Here is a 17918-nt window from a genome sequence, read left to right as displayed (position 1 = left end):
TGTTAGTCTACCTTATTGCGTGAGAACTGACGGTTAGCGACATTCTCAGACATGCTTTCAATGATCTTATGATAGCTGTCATAGCGCTCGCGGGAGATTTTTCCGTCTTGCATTGCTTCACGGATCAAACAACCAGGATCGCTGCCGTGTTTACAGTCGCGGAATTTACAACCACCAAGGTATTCACGGAATTCAACAAAAGCGTTAGTCACTTGTTCTGGCTCTAAGTGCCATAAGCCAAATTCACGCACTCCTGGTGAGTCAATCAAGTCGCCACCACCAGGGAAGTGATATAAGCGTGCTGCGGTTGTTGTATGTTGGCCCAGACCTGAGTTCTCAGAAACATCACCAATTTCAGCGTCTACTTCCGGCATCAGTGTATTGACCATGCTGGATTTGCCCACGCCTGATTGGCCAGCAAAGATATTGATGTGATCTTTCAAGTCTAGCTTGAGAGATTCCATCCCTTCACCTGTAGTCGAGCTGACATAGCGCAGCTCATACCCAATATCTTGGTAAAGCGATAAGATTTCTTCTACTTGTTTACGCTCTTCATCGTTCAGTAAATCGACTTTGTTAAGCACAATCAGTGGCTCGATGCCGACTGTTTCTGCTGCAATTAAGTAACGGTCGATGATATTAAGCGACAATTCTGGCAACACTGATGAAACGATGATAATACGGTTAACGTTAGCCGCTACCGCTTTTACACCGTCATAATAATCGGGTCTGGTCAGCATTGATTTGCGTTCATGAACGGCTTCGACGACGCCAGAAATTCCATGTAGGGTTTCAACACCTGGGCGCCAAACAACACGGTCACCAGAAACGAGGCTTTGGATGCTTCGACGTAAGTTACAGCGATGAATTGTTCCTGTTTCAGGATCTTCAACATCTGCATGTTGGCCAAAACGCGTGATCACTAGCCCTTCACGAGCAGATTCCAGCAGGGTTTCATCCCACTGAACATCAGTTTTCTCACGTTTCAATCGTTTGTCTTGGTTTGAGCGAACACGTCGGCTCTGCCCTTTAGTCAGCTTTTTCTTTTTGGCCACAAGATTATCGTTCTGTATTGGTTGGCTTTCGGTATAAGCCAAGTATGATACATGGTTTAGTCATAAAATAGGCAATAATCCAATGACAATCAGCGATCAGAATTTAATCTGGATCGATCTTGAAATGACAGGTCTTGATCCTGAAACACATAAAATCATTGAAATCGCGACCATAGTGACAGATGCCCAACTAAATATTTTAGCAGAAGGCCCTACGCTTGCGATTCATCAGCCTGAAGCTGAATTAGATAAAATGGATGATTGGTGTACCAATACTCATACGGGAAGTGGTTTAGTTGAACGTATTCGCCAGAGCAAGCTAACAGAAGAAGATGCTGTTCGTGAAACAATTGCGTTTTTAGAAAAGTGGGTGCCAAAAGGCGCATCACCAATTTGTGGTAATAGTATTGGCCAAGATCGTCGTTTTTTGTATAAGCACATGCCTGAATTAGAGCAGTACTTTCACTACCGCTATTTGGATGTAAGTACCTTAAAAGAGCTAACACGTCGTTGGCAGCCTGAGCTTCTCGATGGGTTTTCGAAGAAGGGTAGCCACCTTGCACTCGATGACATCCGTGACTCGATTGCTGAACTGCGCTACTATCGTGAGCATATTTTCAGTATTTGATTGTAAAATAATCACTTGGCGGGGTGTGAACAGTTTTTTTTTGTGAAGTGTTGCATCCGTCAGTTTTCCTCGTATAATGCGCAGCCTCGAAGGCAATAACGTGTTTGTTTCCTTTCGAGAAAAATCGGACGCGGGATGGAGCAGTATGGTAGCTCGTCGGGCTCATAACCCGAAGGTCGTTGGTTCAAATCCAGCTCCCGCAACCAAATTTTAGATTAGTGCTTATTAAGCGGTGATCGAAAGGTGAAAAACCTTTCAGTGATGCGACACTAGCTCAGCTGGTAGAGCGCAACCTTGCCAAGGTTGAGGTCATCGGTTCGAACCCGATGTGTCGCTCCAAATTGGTTTTATTGCTTAGGCAATAAAACAAATAGTTGTTACCGTACTTTAACGGTGAGTATAAATCGGACGCGGGATGGAGCAGTATGGTAGCTCGTCGGGCTCATAACCCGAAGGTCGTTGGTTCAAATCCAGCTCCCGCAACCAATTTACTTGTTGAAATACAAGCATGCGACACTAGCTCAGTTGGTAGAGCGCAACCTTGCCAAGGTTGAGGTCATCGGTTCGAACCCGATGTGTCGCTCCACTTTTTCTTTATGAAAGAGCGTTTTATAGTCACTGACTGTAAAACAAATAGTTGTTACCGTACTTTAACGGTGAGATATAAATCGGACGCGGGATGGAGCAGTATGGTAGCTCGTCGGGCTCATAACCCGAAGGTCGTTGGTTCAAATCCAGCTCCCGCAACCAATTTACTTGTTGAAATACAAGCATGCGACACTAGCTCAGTTGGTAGAGCGCAACCTTGCCAAGGTTGAGGTCATCGGTTCGAACCCGATGTGTCGCTCCAAATTAGTTTTATAGTCACTGACTGTAAAACAAATAGTTGTTACCGTACTTTAACGGTGAGATATAAATCGGACGCGGGATGGAGCAGTATGGTAGCTCGTCGGGCTCATAACCCGAAGGTCGTTGGTTCAAATCCAGCTCCCGCAACCAATTTACTTGTTGAAATACAAGCATGCGACACTAGCTCAGTTGGTAGAGCGCAACCTTGCCAAGGTTGAGGTCATCGGTTCGAACCCGATGTGTCGCTCCAAATTAGTTTTATTGCTTAGGCAATAAAACAAATAGTTATTACCGTACTTTAACGGTGAGTATAAATCGGACGCGGGATGGAGCAGTATGGTAGCTCGTCGGGCTCATAACCCGAAGGTCGTTGGTTCAAATCCAGCTCCCGCAACCAATTTACTTGTTGAAATACAAGCATGCGACACTAGCTCAGTTGGTAGAGCGCAACCTTGCCAAGGTTGAGGTCATCGGTTCGAACCCGATGTGTCGCTCCAAATTAGTTTTATTGCTTAGGCAATAAAACAAATAGTTATTACCGTACTTTAACGGTGAGTATAAATCGGACGCGGGATGGAGCAGTATGGTAGCTCGTCGGGCTCATAACCCGAAGGTCGTTGGTTCAAATCCAGCTCCCGCAACCAATTTACTTGTTGAAATACAAGCATGCGACACTAGCTCAGTTGGTAGAGCGCAACCTTGCCAAGGTTGAGGTCATCGGTTCGAACCCGATGTGTCGCTCCAAATTGGTTCTTTCAGTCACTGACTGAGAGAGCAATAGTTGTTACCGTACTTTAACGGTGAGATATAAATCGGACGCGGGATGGAGCAGTATGGTAGCTCGTCGGGCTCATAACCCGAAGGTCGTTGGTTCAAATCCAGCTCCCGCAACCAATTTACTTGTTGAAATACAAGCATGCGACACTAGCTCAGTTGGTAGAGCGCAACCTTGCCAAGGTTGAGGTCATCGGTTCGAACCCGATGTGTCGCTCCAAATTGGTTCCTTCAGTCACTGACTGAGAGAGCAATAGTTGTTACCGTACTTTAACGGTGAGTATAAATCGGACGCGGGATGGAGCAGTATGGTAGCTCGTCGGGCTCATAACCCGAAGGTCGTTGGTTCAAATCCAGCTCCCGCAACCAATTTACTTGTTGAAATACAAGCATGCGACACTAGCTCAGTTGGTAGAGCGCAACCTTGCCAAGGTTGAGGTCATCGGTTCGAACCCGATGTGTCGCTCCAAATTGGTTCCTTCAGTCACTGACTGAGAGAGCAATAGTTGTTACCGTACTTTAACGGTGAGTATAAATCGGACGCGGGATGGAGCAGTATGGTAGCTCGTCGGGCTCATAACCCGAAGGTCGTTGGTTCAAATCCAGCTCCCGCAACCAATTTACTTGTTGAAATACAAGCATGCGACACTAGCTCAGTTGGTAGAGCGCAACCTTGCCAAGGTTGAGGTCATCGGTTCGAACCCGATGTGTCGCTCCACTTTTTCTTTATGAAAGAGTATTTTATTGCTTAGGCAGTAAAACAAATAGTTGTTACCGTACTTTAACGGTACCCTACTACTGTGAAGTAATAGTCCCTAGCTACATCAGGTTTCCAAGTGTGAAAACCACCTGCATGTTGGCTTCAAAAATTCCTAACGTTGGTTAGGATACATAGAAGTGATCAGCTTCAAACATCATTAGAATTTATACTGCAACCTCTATGAGGTTGTTCTTGTTATCTGTGTATTTTAATGCTCTGTGACGATTAATAGCTGTGTAGCGTTACCCTCGTGAATGCTCATACAACGAGCTAGACGGGTAAGGTAAGCTTCAAACATACCTGCTCTCTTATCCAGTACTGTTTTTCATCTAAGGGCTTATATTATCTAGCCTCGCAGTGATACTAACAGGGGATCTTCGATCTTAATTAACAGAGTTATCCACATTATTGTTGCTGTGGGTAAGTCAGTTGATTACGTGTGCTGATGCCGTGTGAATAACTTTCATATATCCATTTTTATACCTATCCCCAGATCTAACTTAATAACTTTATCAACATATTAAGTGTATGTTTTTTATGTGTTTTGATTGTTTTCTCCCAGCTTTATATACAGCTTGATCAGTATGTATTCTTGTGGAAAAAATACGACTACGTTGAATAAAGCTGTCTGTGTTTAATTGTTTGAGCTATAGGCGAAAAGTAGCAAACTGCAAATGTTTTCCACATATACACGGAATGAAGACCTAGCTCGCATTTTGTATGGGAATAACATAAGAACGATTTCAGAGCGGTGAGATTACGGCTGATGGGTCGGCTTAGCTAAAGTATGGCTTAAGCATCACGCGGTAAGCCTTTCTCTATAATTCGTACAAGGCGCTTTGTTTTGGTTGGTAGTATTTCAAGGTTTGCTTCAGCACGCTTTTGCTGCTGTTGAGCCAATGCCCACTCTAGGTGTACATCTAACATTTCATTAAGCCCCAGCTTCTCGGTGAGCGCATTAATAATTGCTGGCTGGTAGGGCGCATTTCCGAGTGCAATCGTTATATTACGGAGCCATTGAGTATGGCCAATCCGGCGAATAGCCGAGCCTTCAGTATTTTTTAAGAATGCTGCTTCATTCCAGTCAAATAATACGAGTAAGTCTTGTTGATAGAGATTGTCACGGCAATGGTAGTCAGCTTCTTCTGTAATGTCGGAGAAGCGATTAAAAGGACAAACTAGCTGGCAATCATCGCAACCATAAATACGGTTACCGATCTTTTCCCGAAACTCTTCTGGGATCACTCCATCAAATTCAATTGTTAGATAAGAAATACAACGACGAGCGTCAACAACGCCCTCTTCAACGATAGCACCTGTTGGGCAGCTTGTTATGCAGGCAACACATTTACCGCACTGATTCGTTTCCGCTGTATCAACGGGAAGAGGTAAATCGATTAATAGTTCGCCGAGAAAAAACCATGATCCCGCTTCTTGGCTCAGAATGAGTGAATGCTTACCAGTCCAGCCTAGTCCGGACTTTTCTGCTAATGGGCGCTCCAAAATAGGCGCTGAGTCGACAAAAGGGCGGTGACCAAACTGTCCCACGACTTGTTCGATATTTTGCCCCAGCTTTTTCAGGCGATTACGGATCAATTTATGGTAATCACGACCGAGGGAATAGCGGCTAATGTAGGCTTTGTCTGGGTTTTTTAATGTTTGAGCAAATTCAGCATTCGGTGGCAAATAGTTCATGCGTACACTGATGACGCGTACGGTACCCGGTAGGAGTTCATGCGGACGTGCTCGCATCATGCCATGACGTGCCATCCAGTCCATATCACCATGGTATCCAGCATCTAGCCAGCGCTGAAGCTGTGCTTCATGTTGGCTTAAGTCGACATCGCAAATTCCAACGTGTTGGAAGCCTAATTCTTTTCCCCACAGCTTAATTTGTAGGGCTAGGGCGTTATAGTCGATGCTCATGGTGTTGCTCGCTCAATTTCGGGGGGCGAAGTGTAGCATAGAACCGTGCTGTTATTTCGTGAAAGTATGAGGGGCTAACGGTAGGCGTTGGTAGGAGCCTAGGCGTGTTAATAGGAAGGTCTAGATAAAAAGAAGAGTCTGTAGTCTGCTTCTTTTTATCTAGACGTTTACTTTTGTTGTACCAAGCTAATTTTAAAATGAGGGTCTTATTGCAATGCATTAGGCTTTTGTAGTGACTCGCCCTTTTCTTTACGGCGATATCCCATAGCGCCAAACATGAGTAATCCTGTGCCAAACACGGCCATGATTGATGGTTCAGGTACGACACCCCATGAGTCTATGCTGATATCAATGGCATCACCGTCACCAATAAAGCCCCAAGAAATGGCACTGATCTTAGTGAAATCTACGCCTGCGAAGTTTTCAAAGCCAAGTAATACTTGTCCCACACTCCCCATATTACTGCCTGTAAATATCGCCGAGCCTCCCATTGTGTCGTAGAGGCTAAAGTAATAATCAAAGTTATTGGCTGCATCATTACTGGTGATATTAAAGAAGAAGTCAGTGAATGTTGAGAGATCAGTGGCACCTAAGCCATCTTTATCAATATTATCGGCTAAGCCTTCGGTGGTGGAGTATGGACCTTTAGTATCATGCGCATTGGTGGTGCCATCGTAAACCATTTCAACCCAAGACACGGCGCCACTGGCATTGCTCCAGCTCAGCTGTGAAGCCATCGGGTTTGCGCCTGCTTCAGCAAGTGCATCTGATGAAACGCCAGATGAAGTGACAATATGTAAACGAATATCTCTTTCTCCACCTAAAATACTTCCGTCTTGGGCTGCAGCATCTTTGGTTGTTTGCATATCGTATTTGCCCAGACTGAGTGGGCCATGATCAATATTGAAATCATCGAAAATAACTGATGTCGCATTGGCATGAAATGCAAAGCCAAGTAATGCAGTTGCGATAACTAACTTTTTCATTTGTATCTCCCTGGACTTTCGATGGCGTTAGTCAATGTGCTAGCGCTTTGTTGTGTTTTTAATAAAGCAAAGGGGATGCCAAGAAATTAAGGCCTTTCTTTTTATGTGGTTAGCAAAGGGGAATGGCAGTTATGCCTTTTAACTGTAAATAAAGCTGACAGTTCTGTTTGTTGGGGGGAGGATTACAGTGGGATGTTTTCTTTATATAGTTATTCTTAATGTTATCTCTATGGTTATGTTACGGCTGCTAACGTCGAGACAGATTCCCCGTAGCTGCACTTCAAAAAGGATTATTTTATGGTGACTTCAAGGCTGCCTATTTCCCTTTATTTAGCGGAAACAGTAAAAGCGGGTGAACGACAGGCCGCTGAAACAATGCAGTTGGCAATGTACACGCTAATGGAACGCGCTGGTGCTGCTGTGTTTGAGTGCCTTAAAGGCCACTATCCAGCGACGACCTCACTTTTGATTTGTTGTGGTGGGGGAAATAATGGTGGTGATGGTTATGTAGTGGCGCGTTTAGCATTATCTGCAGGGATAGATGTTGAAGTTTGGCACCTTGGTGATGCGAATCAATTAACGGGTGATGCCGCTACTGCGCGTGATGCTTGGTTGGCGGCAGGGGGGCGAATTAGTGCGCCTAAAACGGAACTTCCTCATGATATAGATGTTGTTATTGATGCGCTGTTAGGTACAGGGTTATCTGGCTCAGTAAGGGATGAGACAAGTCAGCTAATTACGACTATCAATCAAGCGCACAACCCCGTTATTGCAGTTGACCTCCCATCTGGCTTATGTGCAGATACAGGACGAATACTGGGGTGTGCAATACAAGCAAAGAAAACCGTAACTTTTATTGGAGTGAAGCAAGGGTTAACAACAGGGCAAGCCTCTAATGTGGTGGGTGAACTTTATTTCGCGGGTCTTGGCGTAAATACGATTTTTGATAGTCAGCAACAGCCAAGTGCGTTTGCTCTTACAGATACAATCATCCCGACACGATTAGCGCAACGCAGGCGGACTGCACACAAAGGCGATCATGGTCGAGTGACGTGTTTTGGCGGGGATCTCGGTATGGCGGGGGCAATTCGGTTAGCGGCGGAAGCTTGTTTACGTACTGGTGCTGGTTTAACGGCCGTTGTCACACGGCCTGACAATGTTTTGTCAATTGTGACTGCTCGGCCTGAGATAATGGTACAAGGGTGGCAAGAAAAAGCACATGAAATCAGACAGCAACGCGATTGGAGTGATGTGATTGTCTTGGGGCCAGGATTAGGAACCGGTGATTGGGGTAAAGCGCTTTACTTTCATCTCGCCGATTGTGAAAAAAAGATGGTGTTAGATGCCGATGGATTGAACTTATTGGCGCTTTCCCCTGACTATAAAAATAATCGTATAATTACTCCCCATCCAGGAGAAGCGGCTCGCTTACTTATGTGCAGTATTGCTGATGTCGAATCCGATCGCTTTCTGGCGGTGCAACGATTACAACAAAAGTATGGTGGGGTGGCAGTGCTAAAAGGGGCTGGCACCTTGGTTTTTGATGGTATGCAGTTTTATGTGTGTCGAGCAGGTAACCCTGGAATGGCAACAGGCGGCATGGGCGATGTGTTATCTGGTATTATTGGTAGCCTTTTGGGGCAAAATTTATCATTATCGGATGCTGCGGTACTGGGGGTTTTTCTTCACAGTAAAGCTGCCGATCTTTGCGCTCAAGAGGGAGAGCGTGGGATGATAGCCAGTGATTTATTCCCGTATATTCGACAATTAGTCAATTCAAGATAATAAGATCATGCAAACAATTGAGATTCAACTTGCCGATGAGCAAGCGACGGTAGAATTAGGCCAACAACTGGCACAAGCTTGTGATCGTCAAACAACGATTTATCTTCATGGTGATCTGGGTGCAGGTAAAACAACGTTTAGTCGTGGTTTTATTCGTGCATTAGGCCATCAAGGGAATGTGAAAAGCCCAACATATACTCTGGTTGAACCGTATGAACTGCCCCCTTGGCAAGTTTATCACTTCGATCTTTATCGTTTAGCCGATCCAGAAGAACTTGAGTTCATGGGGATCCGTGACTACTTTTCAGCTGATGCTATTTGTTTAGTGGAATGGCCAGAAAGAGGACACGGCTTATTGCCAGAACCCGACCTAGAATTAGATATGCGCTACCATGGTGAACAACGCAAAGCCACATTAACGGCAAACAGCGAATACGGCATGGCTATAGTTAAACGTTTGGAGTTGTGTTGATAGGATGTCTGTTCGGATTTTTTTTCAGATTGTAATTTTAGGGGCTGGGTTATTTAGTTCGGTGGCGGCATGGGCCAATGAGCTAAAGAGTGTTCGTGTATGGCCTGCGCCAGACGAAACCCGCGTTGTTCTCGACATGCAAAGCGAGGCGGTATATTCCTATTTTACGCTCACTAAGCCTAATCGCTTAGTCGTGGACTTAAAGAAGACCACATTAAAAACTAAGCTACCCATTGTGGTGAGCGATAGTGCGGTCTTGAAAAAAATCCGTAGCAGTGGTGCCCCGGATAAGGGTTCATTCCGTTTGGTGTTTGAAATTAAAACGGGTATGACACCTAAACTATTTACGCTGGCCCCAACGCCTGATGGACATTACGGCCATCGGTTAGTGTTGGATTTACCCCATGGTAAAAAAGCGGCGGTAGTTAAACCGACTAAGTCAAAGCCAGCGGTTGAAAATCAGGCGGCACAATTACCGTCAGGTAACGACGACATTATCATAGCGATTGATCCTGGGCATGGTGGTGAAGATCCCGGTTCCATTGGACCAACGCGTAAGTATGAAAAGAACGTAACGCTGGATGTATCAAAACGCGTTGCTGCGAAAATTAACGCAACTCCCGGCATGAAAGCTGTCCTCACCCGCGGTGGTGATTACTTTGTTAACTTGAATAAACGATCTGAGATTGCCCGTAAAAATAAAGCGCATCTCTTGGTTTCTATTCATGCTGATGGTTTCCACAAACCACAGCCTCGTGGTGCATCGGTATGGGTCTTGAATACTCGTCGTGCGAATTCGGAAATTGGTCGTTGGATTGAACAAACCGAGAAACAATCACAGCTGCTTGGTGGTGGTGATGTGTTGTCGGGTGATAACGATGATCAATACTTGAGTATGGCTGTGCTTGATTTGCAATTTAGTCATTCGCAAAAAGAAGGCTACGATGTAGCTTCTCGCGTTTTAAAAGAATTAGGTCGAGTGACCACGCTACATAAAAGTCGCCCTGAACATGCGAGCTTAGCGGTATTAAAATCACCTGACATTCCCTCTTTATTAGTGGAAACGGGTTTTATTACCAACCCGAGAGAAGAGCGTTTACTTAACTCATCAGCGCACCAGAATAAAATCGCCAATGCGGTCTATAAAGGGGTGTTGCAGTATTTCAATGAGAAACCGCCAGAAGGTACCTTGTTTGCTTCACGTAAACACGGCATAAAACATAAAGTAACCTCTGGGCAGTCGTTAAGTATCATTGCTAAACGCTATGGCACCTCTGTAAGTGCAATTAAGAAAGCGAATAGCTTAAAATCGAATACGCTAAAAGTAGGGCAAGTGTTGTCGATCCCTGGTGGTAAAGCACCGTCGTCAACGACTGTCGCGGTGAACAAACCCACGCCAGCGAAGGTAAATATCGTGACGCACAAAGTGCAGCGCGGTGAGTTCCTTGGCAAGATTGCTGATAAGTACAGTGTGACGGTGGCCAGCATTCGAAGCGAGAACAAGTTACGCTCTGATTCATTGGCTGTTGGTCAAAAGTTAAAAATTAACCTAAGTAACCGTAAAGCCTTGAATCACACCGTTAAACGCGGAGAGTTTTTAGGTAAAATTGCCAGCCAATATGGTGTCAGTGTCGATAGTATTCGAAGTGTGAATAAGCTAAGCTCTGATAACTTGGCCGTCGGTCAGAAATTAATCATCCCTAGAAGTTAATTATGCCCATTCAGATATTACCTGCCAGACTGGCAAACCAGATTGCAGCAGGTGAGGTAGTGGAACGTCCCGCTTCAGTCGTCAAGGAGCTGGTCGAAAACAGCCTCGACGCTGGCGCAACCCGAATCGATATCGATATCGATAAAGGGGGAAGTCGAACAATCCGAATTCGGGACAACGGTAAAGGGATCGTTAAAGATGAACTGGGTTTGGCGTTAAGTCGCCATGCCACATCAAAAATCGCCTCGCTAGATGATCTGGAAGCCATTGTGAGTTTAGGCTTCCGTGGTGAAGCGCTTGCCAGTATTAGCTCCGTATCGCGCTTGACCCTTACCTCGCGCACGCAAGACCAAGAAGAAGCGTGGTCGGCGTATGCAGAAGGTCGTGATATGGATGTGCAGCTGAAACCAGCCGCGCATCCAGTGGGCACTACATTGGAAGTATTGGATTTATTTTTCAATACACCGGCACGCCGTAAATTCCTCCGTACTGAAAAAACTGAATTTAACCACATTGATGAATTGCTTAAGCGTATCGCGTTGAGCCGATTTGATGTGGCAATTAATTTACGTCATAACGGTAAGTTGATTCGCCAATATCGCGCTTCTGATACGCAGGTACAAAAAGAGCGTCGTTTAGCCGCAGTATGTGGTGGGCCATTCCTGAAGCATGCCCTTGCTGTTGAATTAGAACATGGAGACTTAAAACTCTCTGGGTGGATTTGCAACTCACACGGCGCACGGCCACAAAATGATATCCAGTATTGCTATGTGAATGGCAGAATGATGAAAGATAAACTCATCAATCATGCTATTCGCCAAGCCTATGAAAGCAGCTTGCCTTCAGATCTCTATGCCGCTTATGTGCTGTTTATTGAAGTTGATCCGCATCAAGTGGATGTGAATGTTCACCCCGCTAAACATGAAGTTCGTTTTCATCAGGGGCGTTGGGTGCATGATTTTATTTATCAAGCTATCCAAAGTGCTTTACAGCAGAGCATGGAAGCTGGTGAAGAAACATACCAAGCGCCGCAACGAGCCAGTGCTTCTGCGCAGCATTATGTCGATTTAGCTTCTTCGGAACGACGTGTTCATCATGTCGCTGAAGCAGCACCGTCTTCTGCCGCCATCGCAAATACACCGGATTACCCGAATAAAGCGGATGCCAATGAGTGGCTCGATAGCGAAGTGAAAACATCGCTCGAACCTAGGCATAGCAATGACCGAAGTGGTTCGCATGATACGCATCATGGTAACGCTCGAACGTCCTCATCCAGAACGACGATGGGCTCTCAATCATCAAATTCTGGCAATGGACGGCAATTCGGTGGTGATGCGCCATCAAGGCAAGAAGTTGCAGCTTATCAACGATTAATGCAAACCGCTGAAGCTGAAACTGATAGTCAATCAGCGAATAATGCTGATAGGTATCATACTGAAGCGGCTCCGTCGTTGTCAGTTTCGGCATCGGACGAGAGGCAATATTCTAAGCCCGTGTCATCAGCACAACCTGTGCGTAATGAATGGCAGCAAAGCACTCCCATCGTTCCAGTCAGTCGTGCAGTGAATATGCCGGTTGGGGGGGCAAGCTCTGTTGGGTTAGGCAAAGCGTTATCACTTGTGGCACAGCGCTATTTATTATTAAGCCGAGAAGATGGGATTTATTTGCTGTCTTTAGATGTTGCGCAGCGTTTGCGTCATAAAGGTCAGCTTAAACTAGCGCAAAGCGAAGGGTTGAAACCACAGCCATTATTGATCCCACATTCTGTGCCCGTTGAGCCAGAATTGATCGCATGTGCAGAGCAGCATGCACTGTTATTGAAACAGTTGGGGATTCAGCTGAAAAAGAAAAACAATAATGGCCTCATTATTTTGTCAGTGTGCATGCCACTGCGACAACAAAATTTACAGCAACTGATCCCGAATCTATTAACGTATTTACTCTCAGTTGCTGAGGATCAACAAGCCCAAGGTTGGGACAAATTATTAGATTGGCTGGCGACACAGTGTGTGATGCCAACAGACGCATTTAGTCTGTCCCAAGCGATTCAGTTAGTTACTGAGCTCGAGCATCTATGGGCCAATGATCTTGAACTTTATTATAAGAATTTGCTCCGTGCGGTGAATACCAACGAAGCAATAGAAGCATTTAATCATGAGTAAGCTATTACCACAGGCCATTTTTTTAATGGGGCCGACCGCATCAGGCAAAACGGATTTAGCCATTCGTTTACGAGAACAGCTACCTGTAGAGTTGATTAGTGTCGACTCTGCCCTTATTTATAAAGATATGGATATAGGTACAGCGAAGCCAGATGAGCGAGAACTCGCCTTAGCGCCGCATCGACTGATCGATATTCGTGATCCAGCGCAAAGTTATTCGGCTGCAGACTTCAGAGCCGATGCGTTAAAAGAAATGGCTGATATAGTTGCAGCAGGGCGCATCCCACTTCTAGTGGGTGGCACCATGTTGTATTTTAAAGCATTACTGGAAGGGCTGTCGCCATTGCCCGCTGCAGACGTCGATGTGCGAGCGCAGATCGAACGTGATGCGGCCGAGTTAGGTTGGCAAGCGCTCCATGATGAATTAGTGCGTATTGACCCTGTTGCAGGTGCTCGAATTCACCCAAACGATCCACAGCGTCTTTCTCGTGCATTGGAAGTTTTTCGTATTTCGGGTAAAACTTTAACAGAGTTAACACAAACTCAAGGTGAACCTCTGCCATATAAGGTTCATCAATTTGCAATAGCTCCCATGGATAGGGCTGTACTGCATCAACGGATCGAACAACGTTTTGGCAAAATGATGGAAGCAGGTTTTGAACAAGAAGTTCGCACGCTATATGAGCGTGAAGACCTGACGCCTGATTTGCCATCTATTCGTTGTGTTGGTTACCGTCAGATGTGGGACTATTTGGACGGGCAGTGTGATAAGGATGAAGCAATTTTTCGCGGAATCTGTGCTACTCGTCAATTAGCGAAGCGTCAAATTACCTGGCTGAGAGGCTGGGAAAATTTGACCTGGTTGGATAGCAGTAACGTAGATATAGCGTTACAAACAGTCACAAACTCAGTTAGATGTGATGTTTGATAAACGTGTATACTCATTACTGTTTTGCGTATTTTTAATTTTTGTTCGTTGCTAATACAACTACAAACTAATAAGGAAAAGAAATAATGGCTAAGGGGCAATCTTTGCAAGACCCGTTTTTGAATGCGCTACGTCGTGAACGAATCCCGGTTTCAATTTACCTGGTAAACGGCATTAAATTGCAAGGTCAGATCGAATCATTTGACCAGTTTGTAATCCTACTTAAAAACACTGTAAACCAAATGGTATACAAGCATGCAATTTCGACAGTTGTTCCTGCTCGCCCTGTGAATCATCATCACACAGGTGACCGTCCAGCAGGTGACCGTCCTCAAGAGAAAACAGAAGAATAATAATTTCTTCTTTAAGGAGTTGGTTGCTTGTTTGACCGTTATGAAGCCGGTGAGCAGGCAATTCTTGTCCATATCAACTTCACGCAAGAAGGGGAATGGGAAGATCTTAGCGAATGTGAAATGCTGGTCTCCTCTGCGGGAGTCAATACACTGCGTGTAGTAACAGGCAGCCGTAAGACTCCTCACCCTAAATATTACGTTGGAGAAGGTAAGGCGCAAGAAATTGCTGATGCGGTACGAATGGAAGGGGCTGAAATAGTCATCTTCAATCATGCCCTATCTCCCGCGCAAGAGCGCAATTTGGAATACCTTTGTAAATGTCGAGTATTAGATCGTACTGGTCTGATATTGGATATTTTCGCCCAACGAGCGCGTACTCACGAAGGTAAGCTGCAAGTTGAGTTGGCGCAGTTGCGTCATATCTCTACACGTTTGATCCGTGGTTGGACGCACCTTGAACGTCAAAAAGGCGGGATTGGTTTGCGTGGCCCCGGTGAAACTCAGTTGGAAACCGACCGTCGCTTATTACGTGATCGTATTAAGGCGATTTTACGTCGTTTAGAGAAAGTCTCTAAGCAGCGTGATCAAGGTCGTCGGGCACGTAATCGTGCTGAAATTCCAACTATATCGCTTGTTGGCTATACCAATGCGGGTAAATCAACATTATTTAACCGTATTACAGATGCTGGGGTTTATGCAGCTGATCAGCTGTTTGCAACCCTCGACCCAACGCTTCGCAAAATTAACGTGGCCGATGTTGGCACCTCTATTTTAGCGGATACCGTTGGATTTATTCGTCACTTGCCACACGACTTGGTGGCAGCATTCAAAGCCACACTGAAAGAAACCCAAGAAGCCAGTCTATTGCTTCATGTGGTGGATGCCAGTGATGATCGTTTCCGTGAAAATATTGAAGCGGTTGACGAAGTGCTTGAAGAGATCGACGCCGATGAGGTGCCGATGCTCATAGTGATGAATAAAATCGATAATCTAGAAAGTGCTGAACCACGTATTGAACGTGATGACGAGGGTGTTCCTCGCCGCGTGTGGGTCTCAGCAATGGAAGGGATCGGTATCGACTTACTATTCCAAGCGCTAACAGAGCGTTTAGCTGGCACTATGGTTAGCCATTCTTTGCGGATACCTCCGCAACATATTGGCCGTATTCGTAGTAAGTTTTGTCAGTTAGATTGTATCTTGCGTGAAGAATATGAACCGGATGGCAGCCTGACGATTGACATTCGATTACCGCAGGCAGACTGGTCGCGGTTAGAAAAAAGAGACAGTGCATCACTGGATGACTTTATTGTCAGTTGAGGATGTGCTCTTAAGAAAACTGTCGTCATATCACATTGATGGAGTTCTATAATGGCGTGGAATGAGCCTGGAAACAACGGCGGCCGTGATAAAGACCCTTGGGGTAATAATAATCGCGGTGGACGTGAACAAGGACCGCCTGATCTTGATGAGGTTTTTTCAAAACTGAGTCGTAAGGTTGGCGGTATTTTTGGGAATAAAAAAGGTCCATCTTCTGGCGGCGGTGCTGTTGGATTAGGGGCAATTGCAGTACTTGCAGCTGCAGTGTGGGGCTTCTCTGGCTTCTACACTATTGGTGAAGCAGAGCGTGGTGTCGTACTTCGTTTCGGCAAGTTTTATGAAATGGTTGATCCAGGTCTGAACTGGAAACCAACCTTCATTGACGAAGTTGAAGCTGTCAACATTCAAGCGATTCGTTCACTACGTAGCTCAGGTTTAATGCTGACCAAAGATGAAAACGTACTGAAAGTTGAAATGGATGTTCAGTACCGTGTTTCTGATGCTCAGAAGTATCTGTTTAGCGTGGTAAACGCTGATGACAGTTTACGTCAAGCAACTGATTCAGCACTACGTGCTGTTATCGGTGACTCAAAGATGGATGAAGCACTAACAACCGGTCGTCAAACGATCCGTGCTAATACCCAAGAAGCAATTGATAAGATCATTGCGAAGTACGACATGGGTATTTTAGTTGTTGATGTGAACTTCCAGTCTGCGCGTCCACCAGAAGCGGTGAAAGATGCATTCGATGATGCTATCGCAGCGCGAGAAGATGAAGAACGTTTTGTTCGTGAAGCCGAAGCTTACAGCAATGATATTTTGCCAAAAGCGACAGGTCGTGCAGAACGTCTGAAAAAAGAAGCTGAAGGTTATTCTGAGAAAGTGGTTAACGGTGCATTGGGTGAAGTTGCTCAATTTGAAAAACTACTACCTGAATACCTAGCGGCACCAGAAGTAACGCGTAACCGTCTGTACCTAGATACAATGGAGCGTGTTTACTCAAGTACCAGCAAGGTAATGATCGATTCTGAGTCGAGCGGTAACTTACTGTACTTGCCATTAGATAAACTGATGAACCAAGGTGATGCACAAGCGAAACCTAAAAAGTCATCAAGCAGTTCTTACGGTATCGAGCTAGAGAAAGTGGCAACACCAACTCCAGCGACAACGCCACGTAATGACACTGGTCGCCAGGGGAGATATTAATAATGCGTAAGTTAATTATCCCAGTAGTAGTGATTTTTATTGCTTTACTACTGATGTCGATCTTTGTGGTTAAAGAGGGTGATCGCGGTATCGTCGTTCGCTTCGGTCGTATTATTAAAGATAATAATACTGAAGTTGCGCGTATCTATGAGCCTGGTATTCACTTTAAAGTGCCTGTGTTTGACCGTGTTCGTACGTTAGATGCACGTATTCAAACCATGGATGATCAAGCTGACCGTTTCGTAACGGCTGAGAAAAAAGACGTTATCATTGATACTTACGTTAAGTGGCGCATCAAAGACTTTGGTGCTTACTACCTAACAACGGGTGGCGGTGATAAGTCGACGGCTGAAGCACTATTGAAACGTAAAGTAGTTGATAGCCTACGTGCTGAAATCGGTGCGAAAGAAATCAAGCAAATCGTTTCTGGTCCTGATCGTGGTCAGACGATTGACCCTGGTGCTGTAGTCGTTGATGACACAGCCCCTGCAACGGAAATTGTGGCTCAAGTTGTGCCGCGTAAAGAAGTTGAAGGTCAACGTGATCAAATCATGGCAGATGTATTGGTTGAAGCGCAAGAAAGTGCAAAAGACCTAGGCATCGAAGTGGTTGACTTCCGTATGAAGAAAATCAACCTACCTGATGAGATCAGTGAATCTATCTACCGTCGTATGCGTGCTGAACGTGAATCAGTTGCGCGTAAACACCGTTCGCAAGGCCGTGAGAAAGCTGAAGTTATTCGTGCTCAATCTGAGCTAGAAGTGGCTAAAATTCTTGCAGCAGCCGATCGTGAAGCGCGTGTTGTTCGAGGTGGTGCGGATGCTACATCTGCTAAGATTTATGCTGATGCCTTTAAAGGACATGCCGAGTTTTATAACTTTGTACGTTCGTTAAAAGCTTACGAAAACAGCTTTAACTCGAAGAGCGATATGCTAGTTGTTGACCCTAACTCTGATTTCTTCCGCTACATGAAGAAGTCTGACGGTATAAACTAAGTTAACGTTTA

Annotated in this window: 13 protein-coding genes and 18 tRNA genes; 28 read left to right on the top strand and 3 right to left on the bottom strand. The window is 45.3% G+C overall.

Annotation, left to right across the window (positions count from 1 at the left end; genetic code table 11):
* Positions 1 to 2 precede the first annotated feature (2 nt).
* Entirely contained in the window at positions 3 to 1055 is a 1053-nt protein-coding gene (gene rsgA, locus OCU87_RS15600; protein WP_062689324.1) for a small ribosomal subunit biogenesis GTPase RsgA, read from the bottom strand.
* An 82-nt stretch (positions 1056 to 1137) separates the two neighbouring features.
* Between rsgA and orn the strand changes: the two genes are divergently transcribed.
* The 19 genes from orn (at position 1138) to OCU87_RS15505 (ending at position 4024) form a co-directional block, all read left to right on the top strand.
* The gene (orn, locus tag OCU87_RS15595) at positions 1138 to 1683 is read left to right on the top strand and encodes an oligoribonuclease (protein WP_062689322.1); all 546 of its coding nucleotides are present in this window, start codon (positions 1138 to 1140) and stop codon (positions 1681 to 1683) included.
* Positions 1684 to 1812: 129 nt separating this feature from the next.
* Positions 1813 to 1889: transfer RNA gene (locus OCU87_RS15590), tRNA-Met, on the top strand.
* A 57-nt stretch (positions 1890 to 1946) separates the two neighbouring features.
* A tRNA-Gly gene (locus tag OCU87_RS15585) sits at positions 1947 to 2022 on the top strand.
* Positions 2023 to 2092: 70 nt separating this feature from the next.
* Positions 2093 to 2169, top strand: a tRNA-Met gene (locus OCU87_RS15580).
* A 24-nt stretch (positions 2170 to 2193) separates the two neighbouring features.
* A tRNA-Gly gene (locus tag OCU87_RS15575) sits at positions 2194 to 2269 on the top strand.
* An 87-nt stretch (positions 2270 to 2356) separates the two neighbouring features.
* Positions 2357 to 2433, top strand: a tRNA-Met gene (locus OCU87_RS15570).
* 24 nt (positions 2434 to 2457) lie between these two features.
* A tRNA-Gly gene (locus OCU87_RS15565) sits at positions 2458 to 2533 on the top strand.
* A 72-nt stretch (positions 2534 to 2605) separates the two neighbouring features.
* Positions 2606 to 2682: transfer RNA gene (locus OCU87_RS15560), tRNA-Met, on the top strand.
* A 24-nt stretch (positions 2683 to 2706) separates the two neighbouring features.
* Positions 2707 to 2782, top strand: a tRNA-Gly gene (locus OCU87_RS15555).
* Between the two features lie 70 nt (positions 2783 to 2852).
* Positions 2853 to 2929: transfer RNA gene (locus OCU87_RS15550), tRNA-Met, on the top strand.
* Positions 2930 to 2953: 24 nt separating this feature from the next.
* Positions 2954 to 3029, top strand: a tRNA-Gly gene (locus OCU87_RS15545).
* Between the two features lie 70 nt (positions 3030 to 3099).
* Positions 3100 to 3176: transfer RNA gene (locus tag OCU87_RS15540), tRNA-Met, on the top strand.
* 24 nt (positions 3177 to 3200) lie between these two features.
* Positions 3201 to 3276: transfer RNA gene (locus OCU87_RS15535), tRNA-Gly, on the top strand.
* A gap of 73 nt (positions 3277 to 3349) precedes the next feature.
* Positions 3350 to 3426, top strand: a tRNA-Met gene (locus OCU87_RS15530).
* A 24-nt stretch (positions 3427 to 3450) separates the two neighbouring features.
* Positions 3451 to 3526: transfer RNA gene (locus tag OCU87_RS15525), tRNA-Gly, on the top strand.
* Positions 3527 to 3598: 72 nt separating this feature from the next.
* A tRNA-Met gene (locus tag OCU87_RS15520) sits at positions 3599 to 3675 on the top strand.
* Positions 3676 to 3699: 24 nt separating this feature from the next.
* Positions 3700 to 3775: transfer RNA gene (locus OCU87_RS15515), tRNA-Gly, on the top strand.
* Positions 3776 to 3847: 72 nt separating this feature from the next.
* Positions 3848 to 3924 (top strand) — tRNA-Met (locus tag OCU87_RS15510).
* A gap of 24 nt (positions 3925 to 3948) precedes the next feature.
* Positions 3949 to 4024: transfer RNA gene (locus OCU87_RS15505), tRNA-Gly, on the top strand.
* 834 nt (positions 4025 to 4858) lie between these two features.
* On the opposite strand, the gene queG is transcribed toward OCU87_RS15505, so the two are convergent.
* Both queG and OCU87_RS15495 read right to left on the bottom strand, forming a co-directional pair.
* Positions 4859 to 5992 carry a tRNA epoxyqueuosine(34) reductase QueG gene (queG, locus tag OCU87_RS15500; RefSeq protein WP_062691625.1) on the bottom strand — a complete coding sequence of 378 codons (1134 nt, stop codon included), beginning with the start codon at positions 5990 to 5992 and terminating at the stop codon, positions 4859 to 4861.
* Between the two features lie 206 nt (positions 5993 to 6198).
* On the bottom strand, positions 6199 to 6978 hold the full coding sequence (locus OCU87_RS15495; protein WP_094957843.1) for a PEP-CTERM sorting domain-containing protein: 780 nt from the start codon (positions 6976 to 6978) through the stop codon (positions 6199 to 6201).
* Between the two features lie 297 nt (positions 6979 to 7275).
* Here OCU87_RS15495 and OCU87_RS15490 point away from each other — a divergent pair, with 297 nt between their 5' ends.
* From OCU87_RS15490 to hflC, 9 genes are all read left to right on the top strand, one after another.
* Positions 7276 to 8763, top strand: coding sequence for an NAD(P)H-hydrate dehydratase (locus tag OCU87_RS15490; RefSeq protein ID WP_261857521.1), 1488 nt, complete (start codon positions 7276 to 7278; stop codon positions 8761 to 8763).
* Between the two features lie 7 nt (positions 8764 to 8770).
* On the top strand, positions 8771 to 9235 hold the full coding sequence (gene tsaE, locus OCU87_RS15485) for a tRNA (adenosine(37)-N6)-threonylcarbamoyltransferase complex ATPase subunit type 1 TsaE (protein WP_062691632.1): 465 nt from the start codon (positions 8771 to 8773) through the stop codon (positions 9233 to 9235).
* Between the two features lie 4 nt (positions 9236 to 9239).
* On the top strand, positions 9240 to 10946 hold the full coding sequence (locus tag OCU87_RS15480) for an N-acetylmuramoyl-L-alanine amidase (RefSeq protein WP_062691634.1): 1707 nt from the start codon (positions 9240 to 9242) through the stop codon (positions 10944 to 10946).
* A 2-nt stretch (positions 10947 to 10948) separates the two neighbouring features.
* Positions 10949 to 13108, top strand: coding sequence for a DNA mismatch repair endonuclease MutL (mutL, locus tag OCU87_RS15475; RefSeq protein ID WP_261857520.1), 2160 nt, complete (start codon positions 10949 to 10951; stop codon positions 13106 to 13108).
* Positions 13101 to 14036 carry a tRNA (adenosine(37)-N6)-dimethylallyltransferase MiaA gene (gene miaA, locus OCU87_RS15470; RefSeq protein ID WP_062691636.1) on the top strand — a complete coding sequence of 312 codons (936 nt, stop codon included), beginning with the start codon at positions 13101 to 13103 and terminating at the stop codon, positions 14034 to 14036. Before mutL ends, miaA begins: the two co-directional genes overlap by 8 nt.
* Positions 14037 to 14122: 86 nt before the next feature.
* Complete coding sequence (hfq, locus tag OCU87_RS15465; RefSeq protein WP_062691638.1) at positions 14123 to 14389, top strand: RNA chaperone Hfq; 267 nt, start codon at positions 14123 to 14125, stop codon at positions 14387 to 14389.
* 27 nt (positions 14390 to 14416) lie between these two features.
* Positions 14417 to 15706, top strand: a complete 1290-nt coding sequence (gene hflX, locus OCU87_RS15460) for a ribosome rescue GTPase HflX (protein ID WP_261857519.1) — start codon at positions 14417 to 14419, stop codon at positions 15704 to 15706.
* Between the two features lie 51 nt (positions 15707 to 15757).
* Positions 15758 to 16912, top strand: coding sequence for an FtsH protease activity modulator HflK (gene hflK / locus OCU87_RS15455; RefSeq protein WP_094957837.1), 1155 nt, complete (start codon positions 15758 to 15760; stop codon positions 16910 to 16912).
* 2 nt (positions 16913 to 16914) lie between these two features.
* On the top strand, positions 16915 to 17907 hold the full coding sequence (gene hflC, locus OCU87_RS15450; protein ID WP_062691647.1) for a protease modulator HflC: 993 nt from the start codon (positions 16915 to 16917) through the stop codon (positions 17905 to 17907).
* The last annotated feature ends 11 nt before the right edge of the window (positions 17908 to 17918 follow it).

The sequence above is a fragment of the Photobacterium sanguinicancri genome (assembly GCF_024346675.1).
In the GTDB taxonomy this organism is placed as follows: Bacteria; Pseudomonadota; Gammaproteobacteria; order Enterobacterales; family Vibrionaceae; genus Photobacterium; species Photobacterium sanguinicancri.
This window is presented reverse-complemented; position numbering and strand designations above follow the sequence as displayed.

Coding starts and splice junctions, on each gene's coding strand:
- orn (WP_062689322.1), top strand. CDS start 1,138: ATGACAATCAGCGATCAGAATTTAATCTGGATCGATCTTGAAATGACA.
- queG (WP_062691625.1), bottom strand. CDS start 5,992: ATGAGCATCGACTATAACGCCCTAGCCCTACAAATTAAGCTGTGGGGA.
- OCU87_RS15495 (WP_094957843.1), bottom strand. CDS start 6,978: ATGAAAAAGTTAGTTATCGCAACTGCATTACTTGGCTTTGCATTTCAT.
- OCU87_RS15490 (WP_261857521.1), top strand. CDS start 7,276: ATGGTGACTTCAAGGCTGCCTATTTCCCTTTATTTAGCGGAAACAGTA.
- tsaE (WP_062691632.1), top strand. CDS start 8,771: ATGCAAACAATTGAGATTCAACTTGCCGATGAGCAAGCGACGGTAGAA.
- OCU87_RS15480 (WP_062691634.1), top strand. CDS start 9,240: ATGTCTGTTCGGATTTTTTTTCAGATTGTAATTTTAGGGGCTGGGTTA.
- mutL (WP_261857520.1), top strand. CDS start 10,949: ATGCCCATTCAGATATTACCTGCCAGACTGGCAAACCAGATTGCAGCA.
- miaA (WP_062691636.1), top strand. CDS start 13,101: ATGAGTAAGCTATTACCACAGGCCATTTTTTTAATGGGGCCGACCGCA.
- hfq (WP_062691638.1), top strand. CDS start 14,123: ATGGCTAAGGGGCAATCTTTGCAAGACCCGTTTTTGAATGCGCTACGT.
- hflK (WP_094957837.1), top strand. CDS start 15,758: ATGGCGTGGAATGAGCCTGGAAACAACGGCGGCCGTGATAAAGACCCT.
- hflC (WP_062691647.1), top strand. CDS start 16,915: ATGCGTAAGTTAATTATCCCAGTAGTAGTGATTTTTATTGCTTTACTA.